Here is an 18381-nt window from a genome sequence, read left to right as displayed (position 1 = left end):
CTGCGCGTGCTTGCCGTTATAATCCGGTGAACGAACACGAGGCCCGCATGCAAAAACTCTCCCTGCTCTTTCTGACCATCCTGCTCACCGCCTGCGGCTCGACCCCGGCACATCGGGATGTCGCGCACAACGAGCGCATGAACGATCTGGTGATGTACGCCATGAGCCTGGCCGAGACGCCATACCAGTATGGCGGCAACGATGCGCGCAGCGGTTTCGATTGCAGCGGTTATGTCGGCCACGTCTACCGGGAAGTGCTGGATGTCTCGCTGCCGCGCACAAGCGGGGAGATCAGCCGGGTCGGCGACCCCTTGCGTCAGAGCGACTTGCGTCCCGGCGACCTGGTGTTCTTCGACACCCAGCGCCGACCTTACTCGCATGTGGGCATCTACGTCGGAGAAAGGAAGTTCGTGCATTCACCCAAGACCGGCAGCCGCATCCGGGTGGAAAGCATGGAGGTCGACTACTGGAAGTCTCGTTACAACGGCGCACGACGCATCTATTGACCTAGGGTCGCGCCGCGCGCAGTGCCTGCGCCAGTTGGTGCACCGACATCGCGTAGTAGCTGCTGATGTTGTAACGCATGATGACGTCGAAGTTCTCGAACACCAGCCAGTATTCCTTGCCGTTCTCCAGCGTCAGATCCAGCAGCCAGGCCGGGGGCAATCCCGCCTGCTCACCGGCTCCGAACGACACCCCCGCATCGGTCGTCCACCCCTTGACCGGCCTCGCCACCAGCAGATCGCCCAGCTTCCCGGGTTCGGCGACATTGACCCTGCTTGCGACCGGCTCGCCGCTGCGCCAACCGTAGTGCTTGAAGTAGTTCGCCACGCTACCGATGGCATCGGCCGGCTCATGCAGGATGTCTATGTGCCCGTTGCCGTTGTAGTCCAGCGCATACTTGCGGTAGTTGCTGGGCATGAACTGCGGGATGCCCAGGGCACCGGCGTAGGATGAATTGATGGCCAGCAGATTGAAATCCTGTTCACTCGACAGCAGCAGATACTGTTCTAGCTCCGCCCGGAAATACGGCGCACGACGCGGGTAGTCGAATGCCAGTGTGGTCAGCGCATCCAGCGTGCGAAAACGTCCGGTCTGCTTGCCGTACATGGTCTCCACACCGATGATGGCGACGATGTATTCGGCCGGCACGCCGAACTGCTGTTGAGCGCGTTGCAGGTAGGTCTCGTGCCGCTTCCAGAACCCGAGTCCGTCCTTGATGCGCTGCGGGTTGACGAAATTGGCGCGATACTCGGCCCAGGGCTTCAATGTCGCCGGTTTCTCGATCGCCTCGATCACGTCGGGACGGCGCTCCGCGCGGCGGAACACGCGCTCCAGGTCTGCTCGCTTGAAATGATGGCGCTCGACCATCTCATCGATGAATTGGGGGATACCGGGCAGATTGGCCGCAAAGGCGGGCAGGCTCGACAACAACAGGACAAACAGGCTGATCAATCTCATGGCCGAGCATTTTACTCGACAGCTCTCCCCCCTACTGTTAAATTTCCCCCATCCCTCATAACCGCAAAACACACATCAAGATCATGGAAAAGACCAGCCAACACCATCCACTCCTCATCCTCGGCTCCGGCCCTGCCGGTTACACTGCCGCCGTCTATGCCGCGCGCGCCAACCTGAACCCGGTGCTGATCACCGGCATGGCCCAAGGCGGGCAGCTGATGACCACCACCGAGGTGGACAACTGGCCGGCCGATCCTAACGGCGTGCAGGGGCCGGAACTGATGCAGCGGTTCCAGCAGCATGCGGAGCGTTTCAACACACAGATCATCTTCGACCACATCCATACCGCGAAGCTGCAGCAGCGGCCGTTCACCCTGATCGGCGATGCGGGCAGCTACACCTGCGATGCGCTGATCATCTGCACCGGTGCCTCGGCGCAATACCTCGGCCTGCCCTCGGAAGAAGCCTTCATGGGCAAGGGGGTATCCGGTTGCGCCACCTGCGACGGCTTCTTCTACCGCAACAAGCCGGTGGCCGTGGTCGGCGGCGGCAACACCGCCGTCGAAGAAGCGCTTTATCTGGCCAACATCGCCAGCCACGTCACGCTGATCCACCGCCGCGACAGCTTCCGCGCCGAGCGCATCATGGTCGACCATCTGATGGAAAAAGTGAAGGAAGGCAAGATCACCCTGCAACTGCACCAGGTGCTGGACGAAGTGCTGGGAGACGACAACGGCGTCACCGGCGCGCGCCTGAAGAACGTGCAGGACGGCAGCACGCAGGAGATCAAGGTGGACGGCGTGTTCATCGCCATCGGCCACAAGCCGAACACCGACCTGTTCGCGGGGCAACTGGAGATGGATAACGGTTATCTGGTCACACGTGGCGGCAACAAGGGCAACGCCACCGCAACCAGCATAGACGGCGTATTCGCCGCCGGTGACGTGCAGGACCAGATCTACCGCCAGGCATGCACCAGCGCCGCGACCGGTTGCATGGCCGCACTGGATGCGGACAAATACCTGCAATCCATGGGGTGATGAAAGACACGCCGGGACAGGATGCAGACTTGTTCCGGCAACTGCTGGACGACGTGACGCCGCTCAAGCCCAATGACCGTCGCCCACCTTCCCCCCCCTCTCCCCGCAAACCGCGCCCACAAAGCCGCCTTACCGAAACAGAAGTCGCCGACACGCTCTCCGATCATGGTGCGGACGATATCGCCCCCACCGAATACCTGGGCAACGGACTGAACCGCATGACCCTGCGCAAACTGCGGCACGGCGAGTGGCCGGTGCAGGACGAACTGGATCTGCATGGCTTAAACAGCGATGAGGCGAGAAAGCTGCTGACCGCGTTCCTGTACCAGGCTACGCGGCAGGGCGTGCGCTGCGTGCACGTGATCCACGGCAAAGGCTGGCACAGCGAGCACGGGGAGGGTTTGTTGAAACGCTTGTCCAGACACTGGCTGGCCCAGCATCCGCAGGTACTGGCCTTTTGCGATGCGCCGCTGAATGCGGGCGGAAGCGGCGCAGCCAGGGTGTTGCTTAAAACAGGCGGCCGTGAAAACGGTAATGGTTCTTACCCGCCTGCTTGACCTCGTACATCGCAGCATCGGCGAACTTCTTCAAGGCATCGCTTTCGTCCGCATCGTCCGGGTAGATGCTGATGCCTATGCTGGTACCGATGTTCACCGCATACCCTTCGATCTGGAATGGTTCGCCCAGAGAATCGATGATCTTTTGTGCCACCTTCGCGGCATCCTCTGATCTGTTGATAGCGGACATCACGACGACGAACTCATCCCCACCCAGTCGTGACACCATATCCGTCTCGCGGACGCAGCCTTTCAGCCGAACGGATACTTCGCGCAGCAACATATCTCCCGCATGGTGGCCCATCGTGTCGTTCACACCCTTGAAGCCATCAAGATCGAGGAACAGCAAGGCCATCCTGTTCCGGTTGCGTTTGGCGGTCAGTATGGATTGCTCGATGTGCTGGTTCAACAACGTGCGGTTGGGCAGCTCGGTCAGGGCATCGAAATGCGCCAACTGCTGTATCCGCTCGAAGGATGCCCTGCGCTCAGTGATGTCCGTGAACAGTGCGATGTAATTGGTGATCTCGCCCTGCTCGTTCCGCACCACGGCGATCGACAACCACTTCGGGTAGACCTCGCCGCTCTTGCGTCGGTCCATCACCTCGCCTTGCCATGCGCCGGTCGAAAGCAGGGTCTCCCACATCTCCTTGTAGAACTCCGGCCCCTGCTCGCCCGACTTCAGGATGCGCGGATTCTTGCCGATCACTTCTTCGGCAGAATATCCCGTGATCTGGGTGAAGGCCCGATTCACTTGCATGATGTTGTTGTCCACATCGGTGATCACGATGGCCTCCGCACTGCTGACGAACACTTCCGCCGCCAAACGCAGTTGCTCCTGCCCGGCCCTCACCTGCTCCACGCTCGCCTGCAGGCTGTCTGCCAGTGCATTGAACGCATCGCCCATCCTGCCGATCTCGTCGCGCGACTTGAGGTCGACCCGCCGTGAAAGGTCTCCGTCCTCCTGAATGGCAGACATGACGTGCTGCAACTTGTTGAGCGGATCGGTGAAAGAACGGATCAGCACATCAATCATGAAGAACAGCACCAGTTGCAACAACAACTGCCCCATCCACAGCCAGGCATTGATGGAGTCAATCAAGGAGAATTCTTCGGTAAGGTCGAGCACGATGCTCGCCGCGCCGTTCACCGTGCCATCCGGCACATGGTGGCAGGCCAGGCAATCGGTACCCTTGTAGTTGTGGCTGGCGATGAAGGGGAAGACCGCGCGCAATGACTGCTTCTCGGCATCTCGCCGCTCGAAATACGGCTTTCCGGTCTGCAACACTCGCTGGTCGATCTCATCCCGCACCCGTTCCTCCGGCAGTCCGGGGCCGAACTGTCGGTCCACCAGCTCGGAACGGATGATGCGCAGTTCGCGTATGCCGCGAGACTTGCTCATCTTGTCGATGAACAGCGTCCGGTTGGCGGGATCGGATATCTGCCCGGTCAACATCAGCATGTTCATACCGTTGATGATGCCGTCGGCCATCTCCTCCGCACGCACTTGTGCCGACTGCAGGATCTTGGCTTCGAAGCTGGCCATCAGCCAGCGCTGGGTGAAAACGAGGACGATGAGCAGCCCCACCTGGATCAGCAGGGATAGCTTGAGACGCATGCTCAAGCCGTACCACCAGTTGGCGATCATTGACATCAGATCACGTCCGCAAGGCCCCCGCCCGGACGATCAGATCGCCGATTCGTTGGTCTCTCCGGTGCGGATGCGGATGACTTGTTCGACAGGCGTCACAAAGATCTTGCCGTCGCCGATCTTGCCGGTGTGCGCCGCCTTGACGATGGCATCCACTGCGGTCTCCAGCATGGCGGCCGTGACCACGATCTCGACCTTGATCTTGGGCAGGAAATCGACCACATACTCGGCTCCGCGATACAGCTCGGTATGGCCTTTCTGACGTCCGAAGCCTTTTACCTCCGTTACGGTCAGGCCGCTGACACCCAATTCATTGAGTGCTTCGCGCACTTCGTCGAGTTTGAACGGCTTGATGATGGCTTCGATCTTTTTCATGTCAGGCTCCCCTTGGCGATATCAACTGTAGTTTGACGACTTGCGGAAGTATAGCCCAACAGGCACGGCACGAATACGCCTTAACCCTGACGTCCCGGACAGTCCTGACTGTTGCACTCGCCGTACAGCGTCAACGCATGATCGCTCAGCGTGAACCCGAGTGAAGCAGCGATCTCGCGCTGGCGTTCTTCGATCACCTTGTCATAGAACTCCTCCACCCGGCCGCAGCGGATGCAAACGATGTGGTCGTGGTGCGGACCGCGTTCCAGCTCGTATACCGTCTGGCCGCTGTCGAAGTGATGACGCGTAATGAGGCCGGCCGCCTCGAATTGAGCCAGCGCCCGATATACCGTCGCCAGTCCGATCACTTCGCCGCCTTCCACCAGCAGCCGGTAGATGGTGTCGGCCGTCATGTGACGCTCGGCGGATTTTTCCAGCAGGGTCAATATCTTGAGACGGGGTGTCGTCACCTTCAAGCCTGCATTGCGCAACTCTTCGCTGTCCATATCTCCCTCCTTTTTCCAAACCGGACAATCCGATCCGGCTTTTGCACAGTCTAACAAATTTCTCTTGCACATGATAATCATTATCATCTATATTGAGAATCATTATCGTTTGAATACTGCAAAACAGATCACTAACCAACACAGGAGTTTCCATGAACATCACCATCCATCAACACATCGCCAAGTTTGTCATGATGATTCCGCTGACCGCATCCGCTGCGGATGCAATGCTGGAACAGCGAATCGAAAGGCTGGAAGCCATGCTGAGCAGCACTCAATACCATGACGATCAACGGACCCGCTTCGGCAGCTACGGCGAACTGCACCTGAACAAACTCAAGGATCGGAACGGCAGAGACAAGGACGAGATCGATATCCACCGTCTCGTCCTGTTCGTATCGCATGATTTCGACGAGCGGACACGACTCTTCTCCGAACTTGAAGTTGAACATAGCGATACTGGAAGTTCAGGGGTCGTGGTACTGGAACAGGCTTACATCGAATACACGCTGAATGAAGCGATGAGCCTCAAGGCAGGCATGCTGCTCATGCCGGTCGGCATCCTCAGCGAGACGCATGAACCGCCGACCTTCTATGGTGTGGAGCGCAATCCGGTAGAGACGAACATCATCCCCACCACCTGGAGCGAAGGCGGCGTGATGCTGTCCCAGCATTACCAGAACGGCATCACCCTCGAAGCGGCACTGACCAGCGGCCTGTCCACGACCGCCGCCGCGAACTACGCGGTACGTGCCGGCCGCCAGAACATGTCCAAGGCCACGGCTGTCGAAGCCGCATATACAGGCCGTCTGAAATGGACGGGTATGCCCGGACTGGAACTGACCGCCACACTGCATCGCCAATCGGACATCACTCAGGGTGCTGATGCCACAGCCGGTGCGGCGACCCTGTACGAGACCCATGCGGTGCTCACGCGCGGCTCGTTCGGTTTGCGCCTGCTGTATGCGGGATGGGCACTGGCGGGAAGCGGCCCCGCATCGGCAGGTGCGGACAGACAGAACGGCTGGTACGCAGAACCCTCATGGCGACTTTCTGAGCGCTGGGGATTGTTCGCACGCCACAGCCGTTGGGACAACCGCGCAGGAGATGTCGGCGACAGCCGTTATCATCAGACCGATCTTGGTATGAACTTCTGGCCACACCCCGATGTTGTGGTGAAGATCGACTATCAACATCAACGCGCCCCCGCCGGACAGAGCGAGTATGACGGATTCAACCTCGGTCTGGGTTACCAGTTCTGATATGGCCTGGCTCAGTTTGCTCATCCTACTCGGTCTGGCGCTCCCCGCTGGTGCCGATCAACCCCCTGCGGAAGTCTCGACCTTCTTGGCCACCACCTTCCAGGAAGCTCCTGAAGCGCGAGACATCTGGCTCACCGGCGATCTGCGCACCCGCGCGCGCGACATCCTGCGGCACGACTATCCGCAGGTACGGGTGCAATACTGGCGCAGCGGCAGCCGGACCGCCTGGGTGCTGGACGAGATCGGCAAGGAACGGCCGATCACGGTCGGCGTCGTGATTGACCATGACAGGGTCGAAAAGGTAAGCGTGCTGGTCTACCGCGAAAGTCGCGGCTGGGAAGTGAAGAGTCCCGCTTTCACTGCACAATTCTCGGGTGCCCGGCTGGCTGATGGCACGCAACTTGATCGCGACATCGACGGCATCTCCGGGGCCACCTTGTCCGTCCGCGCGCTGCAGAAGCTGACGCGACTCGCCCTGCTGCTGCACCAGCAGACCATAACGGAGGGAAAGCCATGAACAGTTGGGGCGTACGCTTGAGTCCGTTCGCGCGCAATACGGTGCTGATATGCAGCCTGGTCGTGATCGCGAGCGGTATGGCGTGGATGGTGCTGGGCTGGCAGGCGGATGAACAGGACTACACCGATCCGCTGCATACGCTGCGGCACCGCATGCTGGTCCTGCACGGTATCGCTGCGTATGTGATGGTGTGGATGGTCGGCAGATTGTCCAACCTGCACCAGCAGGGGAACTGGCGGGCGCATCGCAATCGCGGCAACGGACTACTACTGACTGCAGTACTGGCGCTACTGGCCATCAGCGGGCTTTGCCTGTATTACCCGCCGCATGAAGACTGGCGAGAGTCCATCAGCCAGTGGCACCAGGGGCTAGGCATCGCGTTGGCACTGCTGCTGCCTTTTCACCTGCTGGCCGCCAGCACGTTACGCAGACTCAGAAACCATCCTGATAACGCGCGGTGATGGGATAGCGCCAATCCTTGCCGAAGCTGCGGTCGGTGATGCGGATGCCGACCGGTGCCTGGCGTCGCTTGTATTCCGCGATGCGTATCAGCTTCACCACACGGCGTACATCCTCCTCGGCATAACCCTGAGCCACGATCTGCGCGATCGACTCGTTACGCTCCACATAGCTGGCCATGATGGCGTCCAGCACATCGTAGGGCGGCAGGCTGTCCTGATCGGTCTGGTCCGGCCTCAGCTCCGCGCTGGGCGGACGGGTGATGATGCGTTCCGGGATGGTGCGACTCTGCTCGTTGCGCCAGTTGGACAGACGATAGACCCAGGTCTTGCTCACATCCTTGAGCACCGCGAAACCACCCGCCATGTCGCCGTACAAGGTCGCATAGCCCACGGTCATCTCCGACTTGTTGCCGGTGGTCAGCACCAGCGACCCGGTCTTGTTGGACAACGCCATCAACAGCACGCCACGGATACGGGCCTGCAGGTTCTCTTCGGTGGTATCCGGCGGCAAGCCCTTGAACAATGGTGCCAATGTATCCTGCAAGGCATCGAAGGTCGGCACGATGTCCAGCTCTTCATACTGTACGCCGAGCAATCCCACCATCTCCCGCGAGTCGTCGATGCTGATCTGCGCCGTGTAGGGTGACGGCATCATCACCGCACGCACCTTGTCCGCCCCCAGCGCATCCACCGCCACGGCCAGAGTCAGCGCGGAATCGATACCGCCGGATAGCCCCAGCAACACGCCTGGGAAACGGTTCTTGGTGATGTAGTCGCGCACGCCGAGACACAGCGCCCGGTAGATGCTGGCTTCCTCGCGCAACACCTCGGCCTGTTCACCCGGAGCGGGTCGTCCATCCTGCAGTGCCACCAGCCCCAGCCGCTCTTCGAACGCGGGCAATTGATGGGTGATGTTGCCCTCGCCGTCCATCGCGAACGAAGCGCCGTCGAACACCAGCTCGTCCTGTCCGCCGACCAGATTGGCGTAGACGACCGGCATGCCGGTCGCGGCGATACGCTCGCGCACGACATCGTGGCGGGAATCGACCTTGGCGATGTGATAAGGCGAGGCATTCAGCACCAGCAATACTTGCGCGCCAGCGTCACGGGCACGCCGTGCCGCATGCGGTTCCCATACGTCCGCGCAGATATTGATACCGAAGTTGATCCCTTCCAGTTCGAACACGCATGGCAGGGAACCCGGCGTGAAGTATCGCACTTCGTCGAACACACTGTGGTTCGGCAACTCGTGTTTGTGATAGGTCGCGACGATCTCGCCGTCACGCAGCACCGAGGCCGCGTTGTAGCATTCTCCGCCATGCTGGTGCGGATGCCCGACCACGACCGTGATGCCCTGCAACTGTTGCGCCAGACTGTGCAGCGCCTCCTGGCAGGCATGGTAGAAACCGTCGCGCAGCAGCAGGTCTTCCGGCGGATAGCCGCACAGACTCATCTCCGGCGTGAGCAGGATGCCGGCTCCCTGTTCCCGTGCGCGCGCCGCGTAGTCGGCGATCTTGGCGGCATTGCCCGCCAGATCACCCAGCAGGCAATTGATTTGCGCGATGGCGATCTTCATTTGCGATGGTCTTTCATTCAAAATATCCGGCGTACCACGCCCAGGCCAGCATGGCAGTCAGCAAGAAAAGGCCGAGCAGATACGGCCATGCGTGGCGCTGCTCGGCGTAAGGATCGAACAACGCGCGCTGCGCGCCCTCCGGCAGCCTGGGCAGCCCGGTGAGCGAAGTGCCGAACGGGATGTTGATCAATGCGCGCGCGTTGATCGCCCAGCCGCAGGCATCGAGGATGGGGCCGAGATTGCGCTTCTTCAGCTTGAGCCAGGCCAGGGTCATCGAAGGCAGCGAGATCGCAAGCATCAGACCAAGGACGGCCAACGGTATCTGCCAGAATTTCAGGCTCAGGATGCCGCCTACCACGGATGCCAGGATGCCGCCGATGGCACCGATGGCCAACCCGATCGCGGCAAAGATACCGGCGAACTTGGCGACATCGAACGCAGGCTTGGCGGCAGGCTCGACCGAGCCGGCCACCGTCTTGCCCATCACGTCCTGCACCTTGCCCGCCTTGGTGGCGGCGAACTTCTGCAATTGCTCGGCGATGGTCCTGGAAAGTTTCTTGTATGGCGACCAGAAAGCCTGGCGGATGCTGATCGGGTGGTCATTGATGCGCAGGATGGTAGCGTTCCAGTCGTCTCCATTGCGGTCATAGAATATCCCGTGCCGACCCACTGCCAGGAAATCGGAATCGCCTGCCGTGAACGCGGCGGCGATGTTCATCTTCTCGCCGCCGCCTTTGCGCACCAGTGCGCAATAGACCAGACACACGCCGCTGCTGTTGGCGAACGTCGCATGGGCATTCACATCCTCCACCTTGACGCACAGCTCGCAACTGCGCCCGTCCAGATACAGTGTGCCGACCTGGAATACGGCCTTACCCCTGCCGGAGTAGAACTCACGGAAAGACACGAAATTGTTCACCAGCTTGAACAAGTCTCGCTGATATCGGATCAGACGCTCTACCGAGTGGACCGCCTCGATCTCCGGGGCAAGCGCCTTGTCTTGCGCGATCAGCGCATCGATCCGCTCCTGCTGCCCAGATGACAATATCTCGCGCACACGGGCGATGCCCAGCCCGTCCAGTTGCGGGGCCGGGTTCGACTTCCGCCAGTCGGAGAATGCATCGAAGCGGGCACACAGCGCCCGCCACTCACCTATTGACAGACTTTTTCGTTCACCCAACAGCGGCAACAACACGAGCTGGCTCAGTGCGTCGATCCTGTCCTGCCACGCCGGATTGATGCCCGCCTGCAGGGCCAGCGGCTCGCCTGCTGCAACGGTCGCCAGCGGGAAAGCTTCCACCTCCTCGTTCTGTACGGACAGACACTGCGCCGCCAGGTGCTGGTAATCCTCTACCGCGCGACTCAGTGGTGCAGCCGCACGCGCGTCGTATGCTGCCAACTGGCAGCGGACGAAATGATCATCGACCTTGCCCCGCACCGCCTGCAAAGCTTGTGCTGCTGCATCGCTGCCCGCCCCCAACGGCAAAATGCCCGCATCCGCCTCGCCGCGGGCATACCAGTCGGCATATGCCGCAGCTTCGGCGAAGAATCTGTCGCTTATCGCCTGGTCGATACCTTGCTCGCCACTCGCATCCGCTAAGGAGCCTGCAGTCTTGACGATATCCTCAACCGTCGCACGCACACCAGCATCGTCGACCTGTTTGGCACAGACCACACCGTCACCGTTGAACTGCAGACCGGCCACGAAGTTATTGATGTCCGTCAGATCTGCCAGCGAGATATGGGTGGCATCCTGCATGCCGAGCGCGCTCAGGATGAGGCGCGCAGATGCCAGCACCTGCCGCCCCTCCGCCGTGGTGTCGTTGATATCCGCCAACATCAGCCTGTCCGCCCCCCTGGTCAGCAGGTCGGCGTCTTTCAGCAGCGTCCCTGCCCAGGCGATCGCCGCCAACACCTCGTTGGCGCGTACCTGACCGTCTCCATCCGTGTCGATCATCTCCAGCGTGCGGCCATCGAACTCGATGCCATGCACCGGACAGCTCAACGCCACCCACAGTTTCTGGTCCAGTTCTTTCAGCGCCAACAGGTCGGCACCGCTGTCCAGCTGCACCTGGTCGAAACCGCCTGCACGGAAGAATCTCCAGGTATGAGTCGTGGCCATCATCTATTCCCTCCAGTGCTTGGTTTCAATCATCAGATGCGGGACCGGGCAAAGTCCGTGCATGATCCAGATCGACCTGCTCGATGCTGATGAAGCGTTTCGAGATCTTCTCGCTGGTGGTGCGTACGCTTTGCGCATCCTCGTGCGCCTGGCGGATGTGGTCGGCCAGTTTCTTCATACGCTCGTCGAAACGGCCGAACTCCTTGCCCAGTTTGCCCAGCTCGTCCTTGATGATGTGCACCTGCTTGCGCGTCTCAACGTCCTTCATCACCGCGCGCGCGGTGTTGAGCACCGCCATCAGCGTGGTCGGAGACACCACCCACACCCGTCTTTGCATGGCGTATTCGATCAGGTCGGGATGATGCGCATGGATCTCGGCGAATACCGCCTCGGCCGGGATGAACATCACCGCGCCGTCCGAGGTCACGTCGGGGATGATGTACTTGCCGCCGATGTCGTCGACATGTTTCTTCAGGTCGGCCTTGAACTGCCTCTCCGCACCCGTTTCACCGTCCAGCATGCGGCGATAGTTCTCCAGCGGGAACTTGGAATCCACCGCCACCATACCGGTCGGTTCCGGCAGTTTGAGCACGCAGTCGGCGCGCGTACCGTTGGGCAGTGTGTACTGCATCTCGAAAGCCTGCACCGGCAGGATGTTGCGCACCAACCCTTCCAGCTGCACCTCGCCGAACGCGCCGCGCGAACGCTTGTCGCCCAGCAGCTCCTGCAGGCTGACGACGTTGGTGGTGAGCCCATCGATCTTCTTCTGCGCCTCGTCTATGGTCGCCAGGCGTGCCATCACGCTGACGAAGGTCTCATTGGTCTTCTTGAAGCCTTCGTCCAGACGCTCGTTCACCTTGCCGCCGATCTGTTCCAGACGGCCGTCCACGGTCTTGCTCAGCGTCTCGATACTGGTGCGCAGGTGTTGCGAGGCGTTGTTGAAGGAGTCCTGGATCAGCTTCTGGTCGGCGCGCCCCTGCTCCGCCATCTTCTCCAGCATCTGCGCCAGCATCTCGGTACGCAACGCGCCGATGGCATCGCGCGTGGCGCGCAACTCTTCGCCCACTGCGGCACGCAGCCGCTCCGACTCGGCAGCCTGCGCGGCGATCATGCGGTCACCCTGCTTGTTCAGGCCGTCAGCCAGGTCGGTGAGCATGGCGCGATGCTGCTGTTCCAGCATCTGCGCGATACGAGTAGGTTGCCTGAGTTGCAGCGCCAGCATCGCGACAAGCAACAGCAGCACGGCAACAAAGAAGAGGGTTTCCAGCATGTATGGCCAGTCGGGATGAATGGCCGAAGTATAAATGACAAAGGGCGCTTGCGCGCCCCTTGCCTTGATGCAAAAAACCGGTCAGTCGGCCTTGCCTGCACGCTTGCGTTCATGCTCCTTCAGGTAGCGCTTGCGGATGCGGATCGACTTGGGCGTCAGTTCCACCAGCTCGTCGTCGTCGATGAACTCGACGGCGGATTCCAGCGTCATCTTGATCGGTGTGGTCAAACGCACCGCCTCATCAGTACCGGAGGCGCGCACGTTGGTCAGCTTCTTGCCCTTGATCGGGTTCACCACCAGGTCGTTGTCGCGGCTATGGATACCGATGACCATGCCTTCATACAGCTTGTCGCCGGGCGACACGAACATACGACCGCGGTCTTCCAGGTTCCACAAGGCATAGGCCACGGCCTCACCGTCTTCCTGCGAGATCAGCACGCCGTTGTGGCGGCCCGGCAGATCGGCCTTGACCGGGCCGTAGTCGTCGAACACATGGCTCATCAGGCCGGAACCGCGTGTCATGGTCATGAAGTCGGACTGGAAGCCGATCAGACCGCGCGCCGGGATGTGATACTCCAGGCGGGTACGGCCATGACCATCGGACTCCATGTTGGTCAGCTCGCCGCGACGGCGGCCGATCTCCTCCATGATAGCGCCCTGGTGGTCGTCTTCCAGATCGATGGTCAGATTCTCGTACGGTTCACACTTCTCGCCGTTGATCTCCTTGTACACCACACGCGGCTTGGCCACGGCCATCTCGAAACCTTCGCGGCGCATGTTCTCCAGCAGGATGGTCAGGTGCAACTCGCCACGACCGGAAACGCGGAACACGTCTGCGTCCTCGGTATCTTCCACGCGCAGCGCCACGTTGGTCAGCAATTCCTTGGTCAGGCGGTCGCGGATCTGGCGGCTGGTCACGAACTTGCCTTCGGTACCGGCCAGCGGGGAGCTGTTCACCATGAAGTCCATGGTCAGCGTCGGCTCGTCCACGCCCATCACCGGCAGACCGACCGGATTCTCCTTGTCACAAACGGTGACACCGATGCCGATGTCTTCCAGGCCGGAGATGATGATGATGTCGCCCGCTTCGGCGCTCTCCACCGGCACGCGGTCCAAACCCTGGAATCCCAACACCTGATTGATGCGACCGGAGCCGACCTGCTCTTCATGGTTCATCACCACCACTTGCTGGCCGGGCTTGATGCGGCCGTTCAAAACTTTGCCGACGCCCAGACGGCCGGTGAAGGTCGAGTAATCCAGCGCGGCGATCTGGAATTGCAAAGGCGCATCCGAATTGCCTGGAGGGGTCGGCACGTGCTTGAGCACGAGCTCGAACAGAGCCTTCATGTCGGAAGCCGAGCCGCCCTTGGAAGGCGCATCGTTCAGGTTCATGCAAGCCCAGCCATTCAGGCCGGACGCGTAGATCACGGGGAAATCCAGTTGCTCATCATTCGCGCCCAGCTTGTCGAACAGATCGAAGGTCTGATCCAGCACCCAGTCGGGACGCGAACCCGGACGATCCACCTTGTTGATCACCACGATAGGACGCAAACCGAGCGCAAGCGCTTTTTTTGTCACGAAACGGGTCTGCGGCATCGGGCCTTCCACCGCATCCACCAGCAGCAGCACGCCGTCCACCATACCCAGCACGCGCTCTACTTCACCACCGAAGTCGGCGTGTCCCGGTGTGTCGACGATGTTGATGTGATACTCGCCGTACTTGATGGCGGTGTTCTTGGCCAGGATGGTGATGCCGCGTTCTTTTTCAAGGTCGTTGCTGTCCATCACGCGTTCATCCACCTTCTGGTTGTCGCGGAAGGTGCCGGACTGCTTCAGAAGCTGGTCGACGAGAGTGGTCTTGCCGTGGTCAACGTGGGCGATGATGGCGATATTGCGGAGCGCGCGGGACATGATCTACTACCTGAATGGAATTCAAAGGGCGCGCATTCTAGCACATACGCCCTATCACTTTCTTGCAATCTGATGCAATAAAAACGGCACCCCGAAGGGTGCCGTCGTTAGGTACAAACTGCCAGTCCGTTAGAACTTGTAGCGCAGAGAGACCGAGTAGGAACTCTGGGCATGCGAAGTGGCGTTCGCTGGCAGCATTGCATTGATCTTCGTTACATTCACCGAAGTGTTGACCTTGGGCGTGATGACGGCCGCAGCTTCGATATCCATCTCTTTTGACAACGTGTAGCCGCCACCGAAAGTGTAGGAACTTTTCACGATACCGGGGAACATCATGTTGTTGAAGAAATCCACCACCGCATTGCGGTATGTGGTGTCGCCCAAGACAGCGATAGGATTATCGGCGTGGTTATAGCCCGCTCCGATCCAGTAGCTACCGGTAGAGTACTTCGCACCGACAGAAACAACAGTCTGGTTCTTCCAGTTGAAATCCTTCCAGCCCCCTGCACTGCCATACTGGATGGACTTGTAATCTGCCGTCAACTTGACGGCATCACTCATCGCGAATGCCGCACCGAACTTGATCTGTGCAGGTTGATTCAAATCATCACCAAAAGCCGCCATGGCCGTGCCAGCAGCACCTGTCAGCCCAAAACCCTGACCAGCAACAGACAACTGCGTACCATACTTGGCTTTGATCTCGGAACTGTAGGACGCGGCCAAAGTCAACACCGGACTCACATCGAAGTAACCACCGAATGCATAACCCATGCTGGTCTTGCTGTCAGCCTTATGGGATGGATTGTTGTCCATGCCCTGAAGTGTGGATGGATTGTAGTTATTGTAGGAGATCATCAGCGATCCATACTGCACCACAGGCGAGAAACCGACACCGTAGTTCGCCTGGTTATAGGCGATGGTCGGAACGATGTGCAAGATGCTGAGTTCTGTTTTGGCCTTGATGTGTGTTGATGCGGACGCTCCTGTGTAATCCACACCCATACCCGCGATACCTGCCATCGCCACGCCAAAGGTCAGGCTGTCGCTCATGCGATTCGAATAGGAGACATCAGGGATGTAGCTGGTATTGGCAGAACTGCTGGCAACCGATCCACCCATGCCGTTGTTGGTGACATCCGGCTTGAACAGCACGATACCGCCGGTGACTTCATTGCCTTGGGATTTTGCCAGCATCGCCGGGTTGGCGAAGGCGCTGTCGGCACCGGTGAAGTTGGCGACGCCTGTCCCGCCCAGCGCGGTGTTCTGTGAACCGACGGCCATCATCGCTGCGCCGTTGGTTGCCAATGCTTGTTGCGACGAAAGTGCTGCAAGTACCAATACTGCGACTGCCGATCTACTGAATTTCATTTGTTCTCTCCCTGATTGATGTGTACACAAGTGCGACAAATGCTACAAACAGCAACAGCTTATGTTTCCTACTGCAATCCCCTTAAACGAACAGACAGATGTCGGTATCGCCGGCGAAACTCATGAACGTCGCGGCGCCACCGTATTCGACGTTGTCGATGAATTCGCTCTTGTCGAACTCGAACAGGTCCACGGTCATCTGGCAGGCGACGAACTTCACATCGGCTTCCAGGCACAGGTCGCGCAATTCTTCCAGAGAAGCGACGCCATGCTTGGCCAGCTTCTGCTTCATCATCATGGTCGCCATGCTTTCCATACCCGGCAGCATCTGCACCATCACCGGCATCGGCACCGGCATCGGCATGGCCGGGTTCGCCAGCGGGCTGATCTTCACGTCGGACAAATCCTTGCGCAGCAGTTGCAGACCGTAGAAAGTGAAGAATATCTGGACGTCATAACCGAGTGCGGCAGCGGTCGAGCCGAGGATGAACGGCGGATAGGCCATATCCAGCGTGCCTTTGGTAGCGATGATCGCCATTTTCTTTGCCATGTGCGTGCTCCCTGTGAGTGAGTTGGAAAAGGGCCTTAGCCCTTTTTCATGTAGAAGACGAATTCGCCGCCGACTTCTTCCTGCGCTACCAGCGCATTGCCGGTCTGCTCGGCGAACGCGGCCATGTCTTTGACGGAGCCGGTGTCGGTCGAGATGACCTTGAGGATCTGGCCGGAGGTCATATCGACCAGTGCCTTCTTGGTCTTGACGATAGGCAAAGGACAGGACAGGCCACGTGCGTTCAGCTCTTTATCGAAATTCATTGTTTCTCTCCTACTCGTTGTTTACGAAAATAGTGCGTCGCCGCACAAAACCTGACTTGCATTATAGGGATATACCTTGCATGGACGTCCATAGCCACGACGGGTGAAACAGGTAACCCGTAGGAGTTATGATTGGGACACACCCTCGAGGCAAAAAAGAAACGCCCCCGCCACGCGCGGCAAGCCGTCGCGGCGGGGGCGTAATGGAACATCAGAGCAATACGTCGTTGAGGATGTTCTTCAGCCAGTAACCGGCGAATGCGCCCTCCATTTCAGAGCGCGTGGCCGACACCCCACCGCCCTCCGCCGGCACCATCGCCATCTTCTCGGCGTTGAAGTGGTACACGTTCGCCACATGCATCGCCTCTTCGCCGCTGACCATGCTGTAGCAGGTGTTGGCGATGACGGGTGCTTGATCGACCGGCTTGCCGCTCATCATCTCGATCACCGCCGCCGCACAGATCTTGGCCTGCGAGGTCGCCATATGTCCCGACTTCGGCAACGCGGCCGACACAGCATCACCAATGACGTGGATGTTCTGGTGCACCTTGGATTCATAGCTCAGAAAATCCACCCCGCACCAGCGCGCATCGACATTGGCCAACCCTGCCATGTCCGCCACCACACCCGAACGCATCGGCGGAATGACGTTCAGCACGTCCGCCTTCACATCATCGAATTCGGTCTTGGCCGTCTTGGTCGCCACATCGACACCCAGCACCATGGAGTTCGGACGGTATTCCACCATGCCCGGATACAGCTCGTTCCACGCCGCCATGAACAGCCCCTTCTTGGAGACGATGTCCGGATTGGCATCCAGCACCAGCACCTTGGACTTGGGCTTGTGCTCCTTCAGGTAGCTCGCCACCTGGCAGGCCCGCTCATACGGTCCCGGCGGGCAACGATAGGGACCTTTCGGGATGGCGAGGGCGAACACGCCGCCGTCCGCCATCTGTTCCAGTTGCTTGCGCAACAGGACGGTCTGCGCCCCGGCCTTCCAGGCGTGCGGGATGCTCTCGCTCGCCACCTTGGCATCCAGCCCCTCGACCTTGTCGAACATGAAGTCGACACCGGGCGAAACGATCAGGCGGTCATAGCTGAGATGGCCGTCCGCCAGCATGACTTTCTTCTTCTCCGGATCGATGGCAGTGACCTCGCCCTTGATCAGCTTCACGCCGTACTTCTTCTGCAGCGTACCATAGCTCATGGTCAGGTCTTCGATCTTGCGGGTGCCGCCGAGCACGGTGTTGCTCATCGGGCAGGAGATGAAATTGGCATTACGCTCGACCAACACCACCTCGATCTTGTTCTTGCTCCATTTGCGGATGTACTTGGCAGCGGTAGCACCGCCGAAACCGCCACCCACCACCACCACACGCTGGCCTTTCTTCTTGACCAGTTCGCTGGATGCAAAAGCCAGTCCAGGGAACGATCCGATTGCGATACCGGCGACACCGGCCTTCAGAAAATCACGACGACTGAATGACATATTGT

18 protein-coding genes are annotated in these 18381 nt (G+C 59.7%); 6 read left to right on the top strand and 12 right to left on the bottom strand.

Going from position 1 to position 18381, the window contains the following annotated elements:
• The first annotated feature begins 47 nt into the window (after nt 1-47).
• Entirely contained in the window at nt 48-506 is a 459-nt protein-coding gene (locus ACYPYQ_RS08655; RefSeq protein WP_459722960.1) for a C40 family peptidase, read from the top strand.
• A gap of 1 nt (nt 507) precedes the next feature.
• Here the strand turns inward: ACYPYQ_RS08655 and mltB are convergent, their stop codons facing one another.
• Entirely contained in the window at nt 508-1461 is a 954-nt protein-coding gene (mltB, locus tag ACYPYQ_RS08650) for a lytic murein transglycosylase B (RefSeq protein ID WP_459722956.1), read from the bottom strand.
• 83 nt (nt 1462-1544) lie between these two features.
• Here mltB and trxB point away from each other — a divergent pair, with 83 nt between their 5' ends.
• Both trxB and ACYPYQ_RS08640 read left to right on the top strand, forming a co-directional pair.
• Nucleotides 1545-2501, top strand: coding sequence for a thioredoxin-disulfide reductase (gene trxB / locus ACYPYQ_RS08645; RefSeq protein WP_459722953.1), 957 nt, complete (start codon nt 1545-1547; stop codon nt 2499-2501).
• Complete coding sequence (locus ACYPYQ_RS08640; RefSeq protein ID WP_459722950.1) at nt 2501-3058, top strand: Smr/MutS family protein; 558 nt, start codon at nt 2501-2503, stop codon at nt 3056-3058. The genes trxB and ACYPYQ_RS08640 overlap by 1 nt, the downstream gene beginning before the upstream one ends.
• On the opposite strand, the gene ACYPYQ_RS08635 is transcribed toward ACYPYQ_RS08640, so the two are convergent.
• The 3 genes from ACYPYQ_RS08635 to fur all read right to left on the bottom strand — a co-directional run bounded on the left by ACYPYQ_RS08635 (nt 3009) and on the right by fur (nt 5587).
• Complete coding sequence (locus ACYPYQ_RS08635) at nt 3009-4709, bottom strand: diguanylate cyclase domain-containing protein (RefSeq protein ID WP_459722946.1); 1701 nt, start codon at nt 4707-4709, stop codon at nt 3009-3011. The genes ACYPYQ_RS08640 and ACYPYQ_RS08635 overlap by 50 nt on opposite strands.
• A gap of 33 nt (nt 4710-4742) precedes the next feature.
• Entirely contained in the window at nt 4743-5081 is a 339-nt protein-coding gene (locus ACYPYQ_RS08630; RefSeq protein WP_459722941.1) for a P-II family nitrogen regulator, read from the bottom strand.
• Nucleotides 5082-5161: 80 nt separating this feature from the next.
• A complete protein-coding gene (gene fur, locus ACYPYQ_RS08625; protein WP_459722937.1) occupies nt 5162-5587 on the bottom strand; it encodes a ferric iron uptake transcriptional regulator in 426 nt (141 codons plus the stop codon).
• Nucleotides 5588-5739: 152 nt separating this feature from the next.
• Between fur and ACYPYQ_RS08620 the strand changes: the two genes are divergently transcribed.
• Genes ACYPYQ_RS08620 through ACYPYQ_RS08610 form a run of 3 tightly spaced genes read left to right on the top strand, consistent with a single transcriptional unit; the run spans nt 5740 to nt 7827 of the window.
• Complete coding sequence (locus ACYPYQ_RS08620) at nt 5740-6849, top strand: porin (protein ID WP_459722935.1); 1110 nt, start codon at nt 5740-5742, stop codon at nt 6847-6849.
• A 1-nt stretch (nt 6850) separates the two neighbouring features.
• Complete coding sequence (locus tag ACYPYQ_RS08615) at nt 6851-7366, top strand: FMN-binding protein (protein ID WP_459722931.1); 516 nt, start codon at nt 6851-6853, stop codon at nt 7364-7366.
• Complete coding sequence (locus tag ACYPYQ_RS08610; protein ID WP_459722927.1) at nt 7363-7827, top strand: cytochrome b/b6 domain-containing protein; 465 nt, start codon at nt 7363-7365, stop codon at nt 7825-7827. The genes ACYPYQ_RS08615 and ACYPYQ_RS08610 overlap by 4 nt, the downstream gene beginning before the upstream one ends.
• Here the strand turns inward: ACYPYQ_RS08610 and ACYPYQ_RS08605 are convergent.
• The 8 genes from ACYPYQ_RS08605 to ACYPYQ_RS08570 form a co-directional block, all read right to left on the bottom strand.
• Nucleotides 7799-9403 carry an NAD+ synthase gene (locus tag ACYPYQ_RS08605; RefSeq protein WP_459722923.1) on the bottom strand — a complete coding sequence of 535 codons (1605 nt, stop codon included), beginning with the start codon at nt 9401-9403 and terminating at the stop codon, nt 7799-7801. The genes ACYPYQ_RS08610 and ACYPYQ_RS08605 overlap by 29 nt on opposite strands.
• A 13-nt stretch (nt 9404-9416) precedes the next feature.
• Complete coding sequence (locus ACYPYQ_RS08600; RefSeq protein ID WP_459722918.1) at nt 9417-11528, bottom strand: hypothetical protein; 2112 nt, start codon at nt 11526-11528, stop codon at nt 9417-9419.
• Between the two features lie 22 nt (nt 11529-11550).
• Nucleotides 11551-12795, bottom strand: coding sequence for a DNA recombination protein RmuC (locus ACYPYQ_RS08595; protein WP_459722915.1), 1245 nt, complete (start codon nt 12793-12795; stop codon nt 11551-11553).
• A gap of 81 nt (nt 12796-12876) precedes the next feature.
• A complete protein-coding gene (gene typA / locus ACYPYQ_RS08590) occupies nt 12877-14706 on the bottom strand; it encodes a translational GTPase TypA (RefSeq protein ID WP_459722912.1) in 1830 nt (609 codons plus the stop codon).
• A gap of 129 nt (nt 14707-14835) precedes the next feature.
• Complete coding sequence (locus ACYPYQ_RS08585; protein ID WP_459722908.1) at nt 14836-16074, bottom strand: OmpP1/FadL family transporter; 1239 nt, start codon at nt 16072-16074, stop codon at nt 14836-14838.
• 82 nt (nt 16075-16156) lie between these two features.
• Nucleotides 16157-16624 carry a sulfur carrier protein DsrE2 gene (dsrE2, locus tag ACYPYQ_RS08580; RefSeq protein WP_459722905.1) on the bottom strand — a complete coding sequence of 156 codons (468 nt, stop codon included), beginning with the start codon at nt 16622-16624 and terminating at the stop codon, nt 16157-16159.
• Nucleotides 16625-16659: 35 nt separating this feature from the next.
• Nucleotides 16660-16887, bottom strand: a complete 228-nt coding sequence (locus ACYPYQ_RS08575) for a sulfurtransferase TusA family protein (protein WP_459722901.1) — start codon at nt 16885-16887, stop codon at nt 16660-16662.
• Nucleotides 16888-17098: 211 nt separating this feature from the next.
• Complete coding sequence (locus ACYPYQ_RS08570; protein ID WP_459722898.1) at nt 17099-18376, bottom strand: FCSD flavin-binding domain-containing protein; 1278 nt, start codon at nt 18374-18376, stop codon at nt 17099-17101.
• Between the last annotated feature and the right edge of the window lie 5 nt (nt 18377-18381).

It is taken from the genome of Sideroxyarcus sp. TK5 (assembly GCF_054601595.1).
Note: the sequence above shows the minus strand (reverse complement) of the source record. Positions and strands in the feature narration are given on the sequence as shown.

Coding starts and splice junctions, on each gene's coding strand:
- dsrE2 (WP_459722905.1), bottom strand. CDS start 16,624: ATGGCAAAGAAAATGGCGATCATCGCTACCAAAGGCACGCTGGATATG.
- ACYPYQ_RS08585 (WP_459722908.1), bottom strand. CDS start 16,074: ATGAAATTCAGTAGATCGGCAGTCGCAGTATTGGTACTTGCAGCACTT.
- ACYPYQ_RS08575 (WP_459722901.1), bottom strand. CDS start 16,887: ATGAATTTCGATAAAGAGCTGAACGCACGTGGCCTGTCCTGTCCTTTG.
- ACYPYQ_RS08605 (WP_459722923.1), bottom strand. CDS start 9,403: ATGAAGATCGCCATCGCGCAAATCAATTGCCTGCTGGGTGATCTGGCG.
- trxB (WP_459722953.1), top strand. CDS start 1,545: ATGGAAAAGACCAGCCAACACCATCCACTCCTCATCCTCGGCTCCGGC.
- ACYPYQ_RS08630 (WP_459722941.1), bottom strand. CDS start 5,081: ATGAAAAAGATCGAAGCCATCATCAAGCCGTTCAAACTCGACGAAGTG.
- ACYPYQ_RS08595 (WP_459722915.1), bottom strand. CDS start 12,795: ATGCTGGAAACCCTCTTCTTTGTTGCCGTGCTGCTGTTGCTTGTCGCG.
- ACYPYQ_RS08615 (WP_459722931.1), top strand. CDS start 6,851: ATGGCCTGGCTCAGTTTGCTCATCCTACTCGGTCTGGCGCTCCCCGCT.
- typA (WP_459722912.1), bottom strand. CDS start 14,706: ATGTCCCGCGCGCTCCGCAATATCGCCATCATCGCCCACGTTGACCAC.
- fur (WP_459722937.1), bottom strand. CDS start 5,587: ATGGACAGCGAAGAGTTGCGCAATGCAGGCTTGAAGGTGACGACACCC.
- mltB (WP_459722956.1), bottom strand. CDS start 1,461: ATGAGATTGATCAGCCTGTTTGTCCTGTTGTTGTCGAGCCTGCCCGCC.
- ACYPYQ_RS08620 (WP_459722935.1), top strand. CDS start 5,740: ATGAACATCACCATCCATCAACACATCGCCAAGTTTGTCATGATGATT.
- ACYPYQ_RS08610 (WP_459722927.1), top strand. CDS start 7,363: ATGAACAGTTGGGGCGTACGCTTGAGTCCGTTCGCGCGCAATACGGTG.
- ACYPYQ_RS08655 (WP_459722960.1), top strand. CDS start 48: ATGCAAAAACTCTCCCTGCTCTTTCTGACCATCCTGCTCACCGCCTGC.
- ACYPYQ_RS08635 (WP_459722946.1), bottom strand. CDS start 4,709: ATGTCAATGATCGCCAACTGGTGGTACGGCTTGAGCATGCGTCTCAAG.
- ACYPYQ_RS08640 (WP_459722950.1), top strand. CDS start 2,501: ATGAAAGACACGCCGGGACAGGATGCAGACTTGTTCCGGCAACTGCTG.
- ACYPYQ_RS08600 (WP_459722918.1), bottom strand. CDS start 11,528: ATGATGGCCACGACTCATACCTGGAGATTCTTCCGTGCAGGCGGTTTC.
- ACYPYQ_RS08570 (WP_459722898.1), bottom strand. CDS start 18,376: ATGTCATTCAGTCGTCGTGATTTTCTGAAGGCCGGTGTCGCCGGTATC.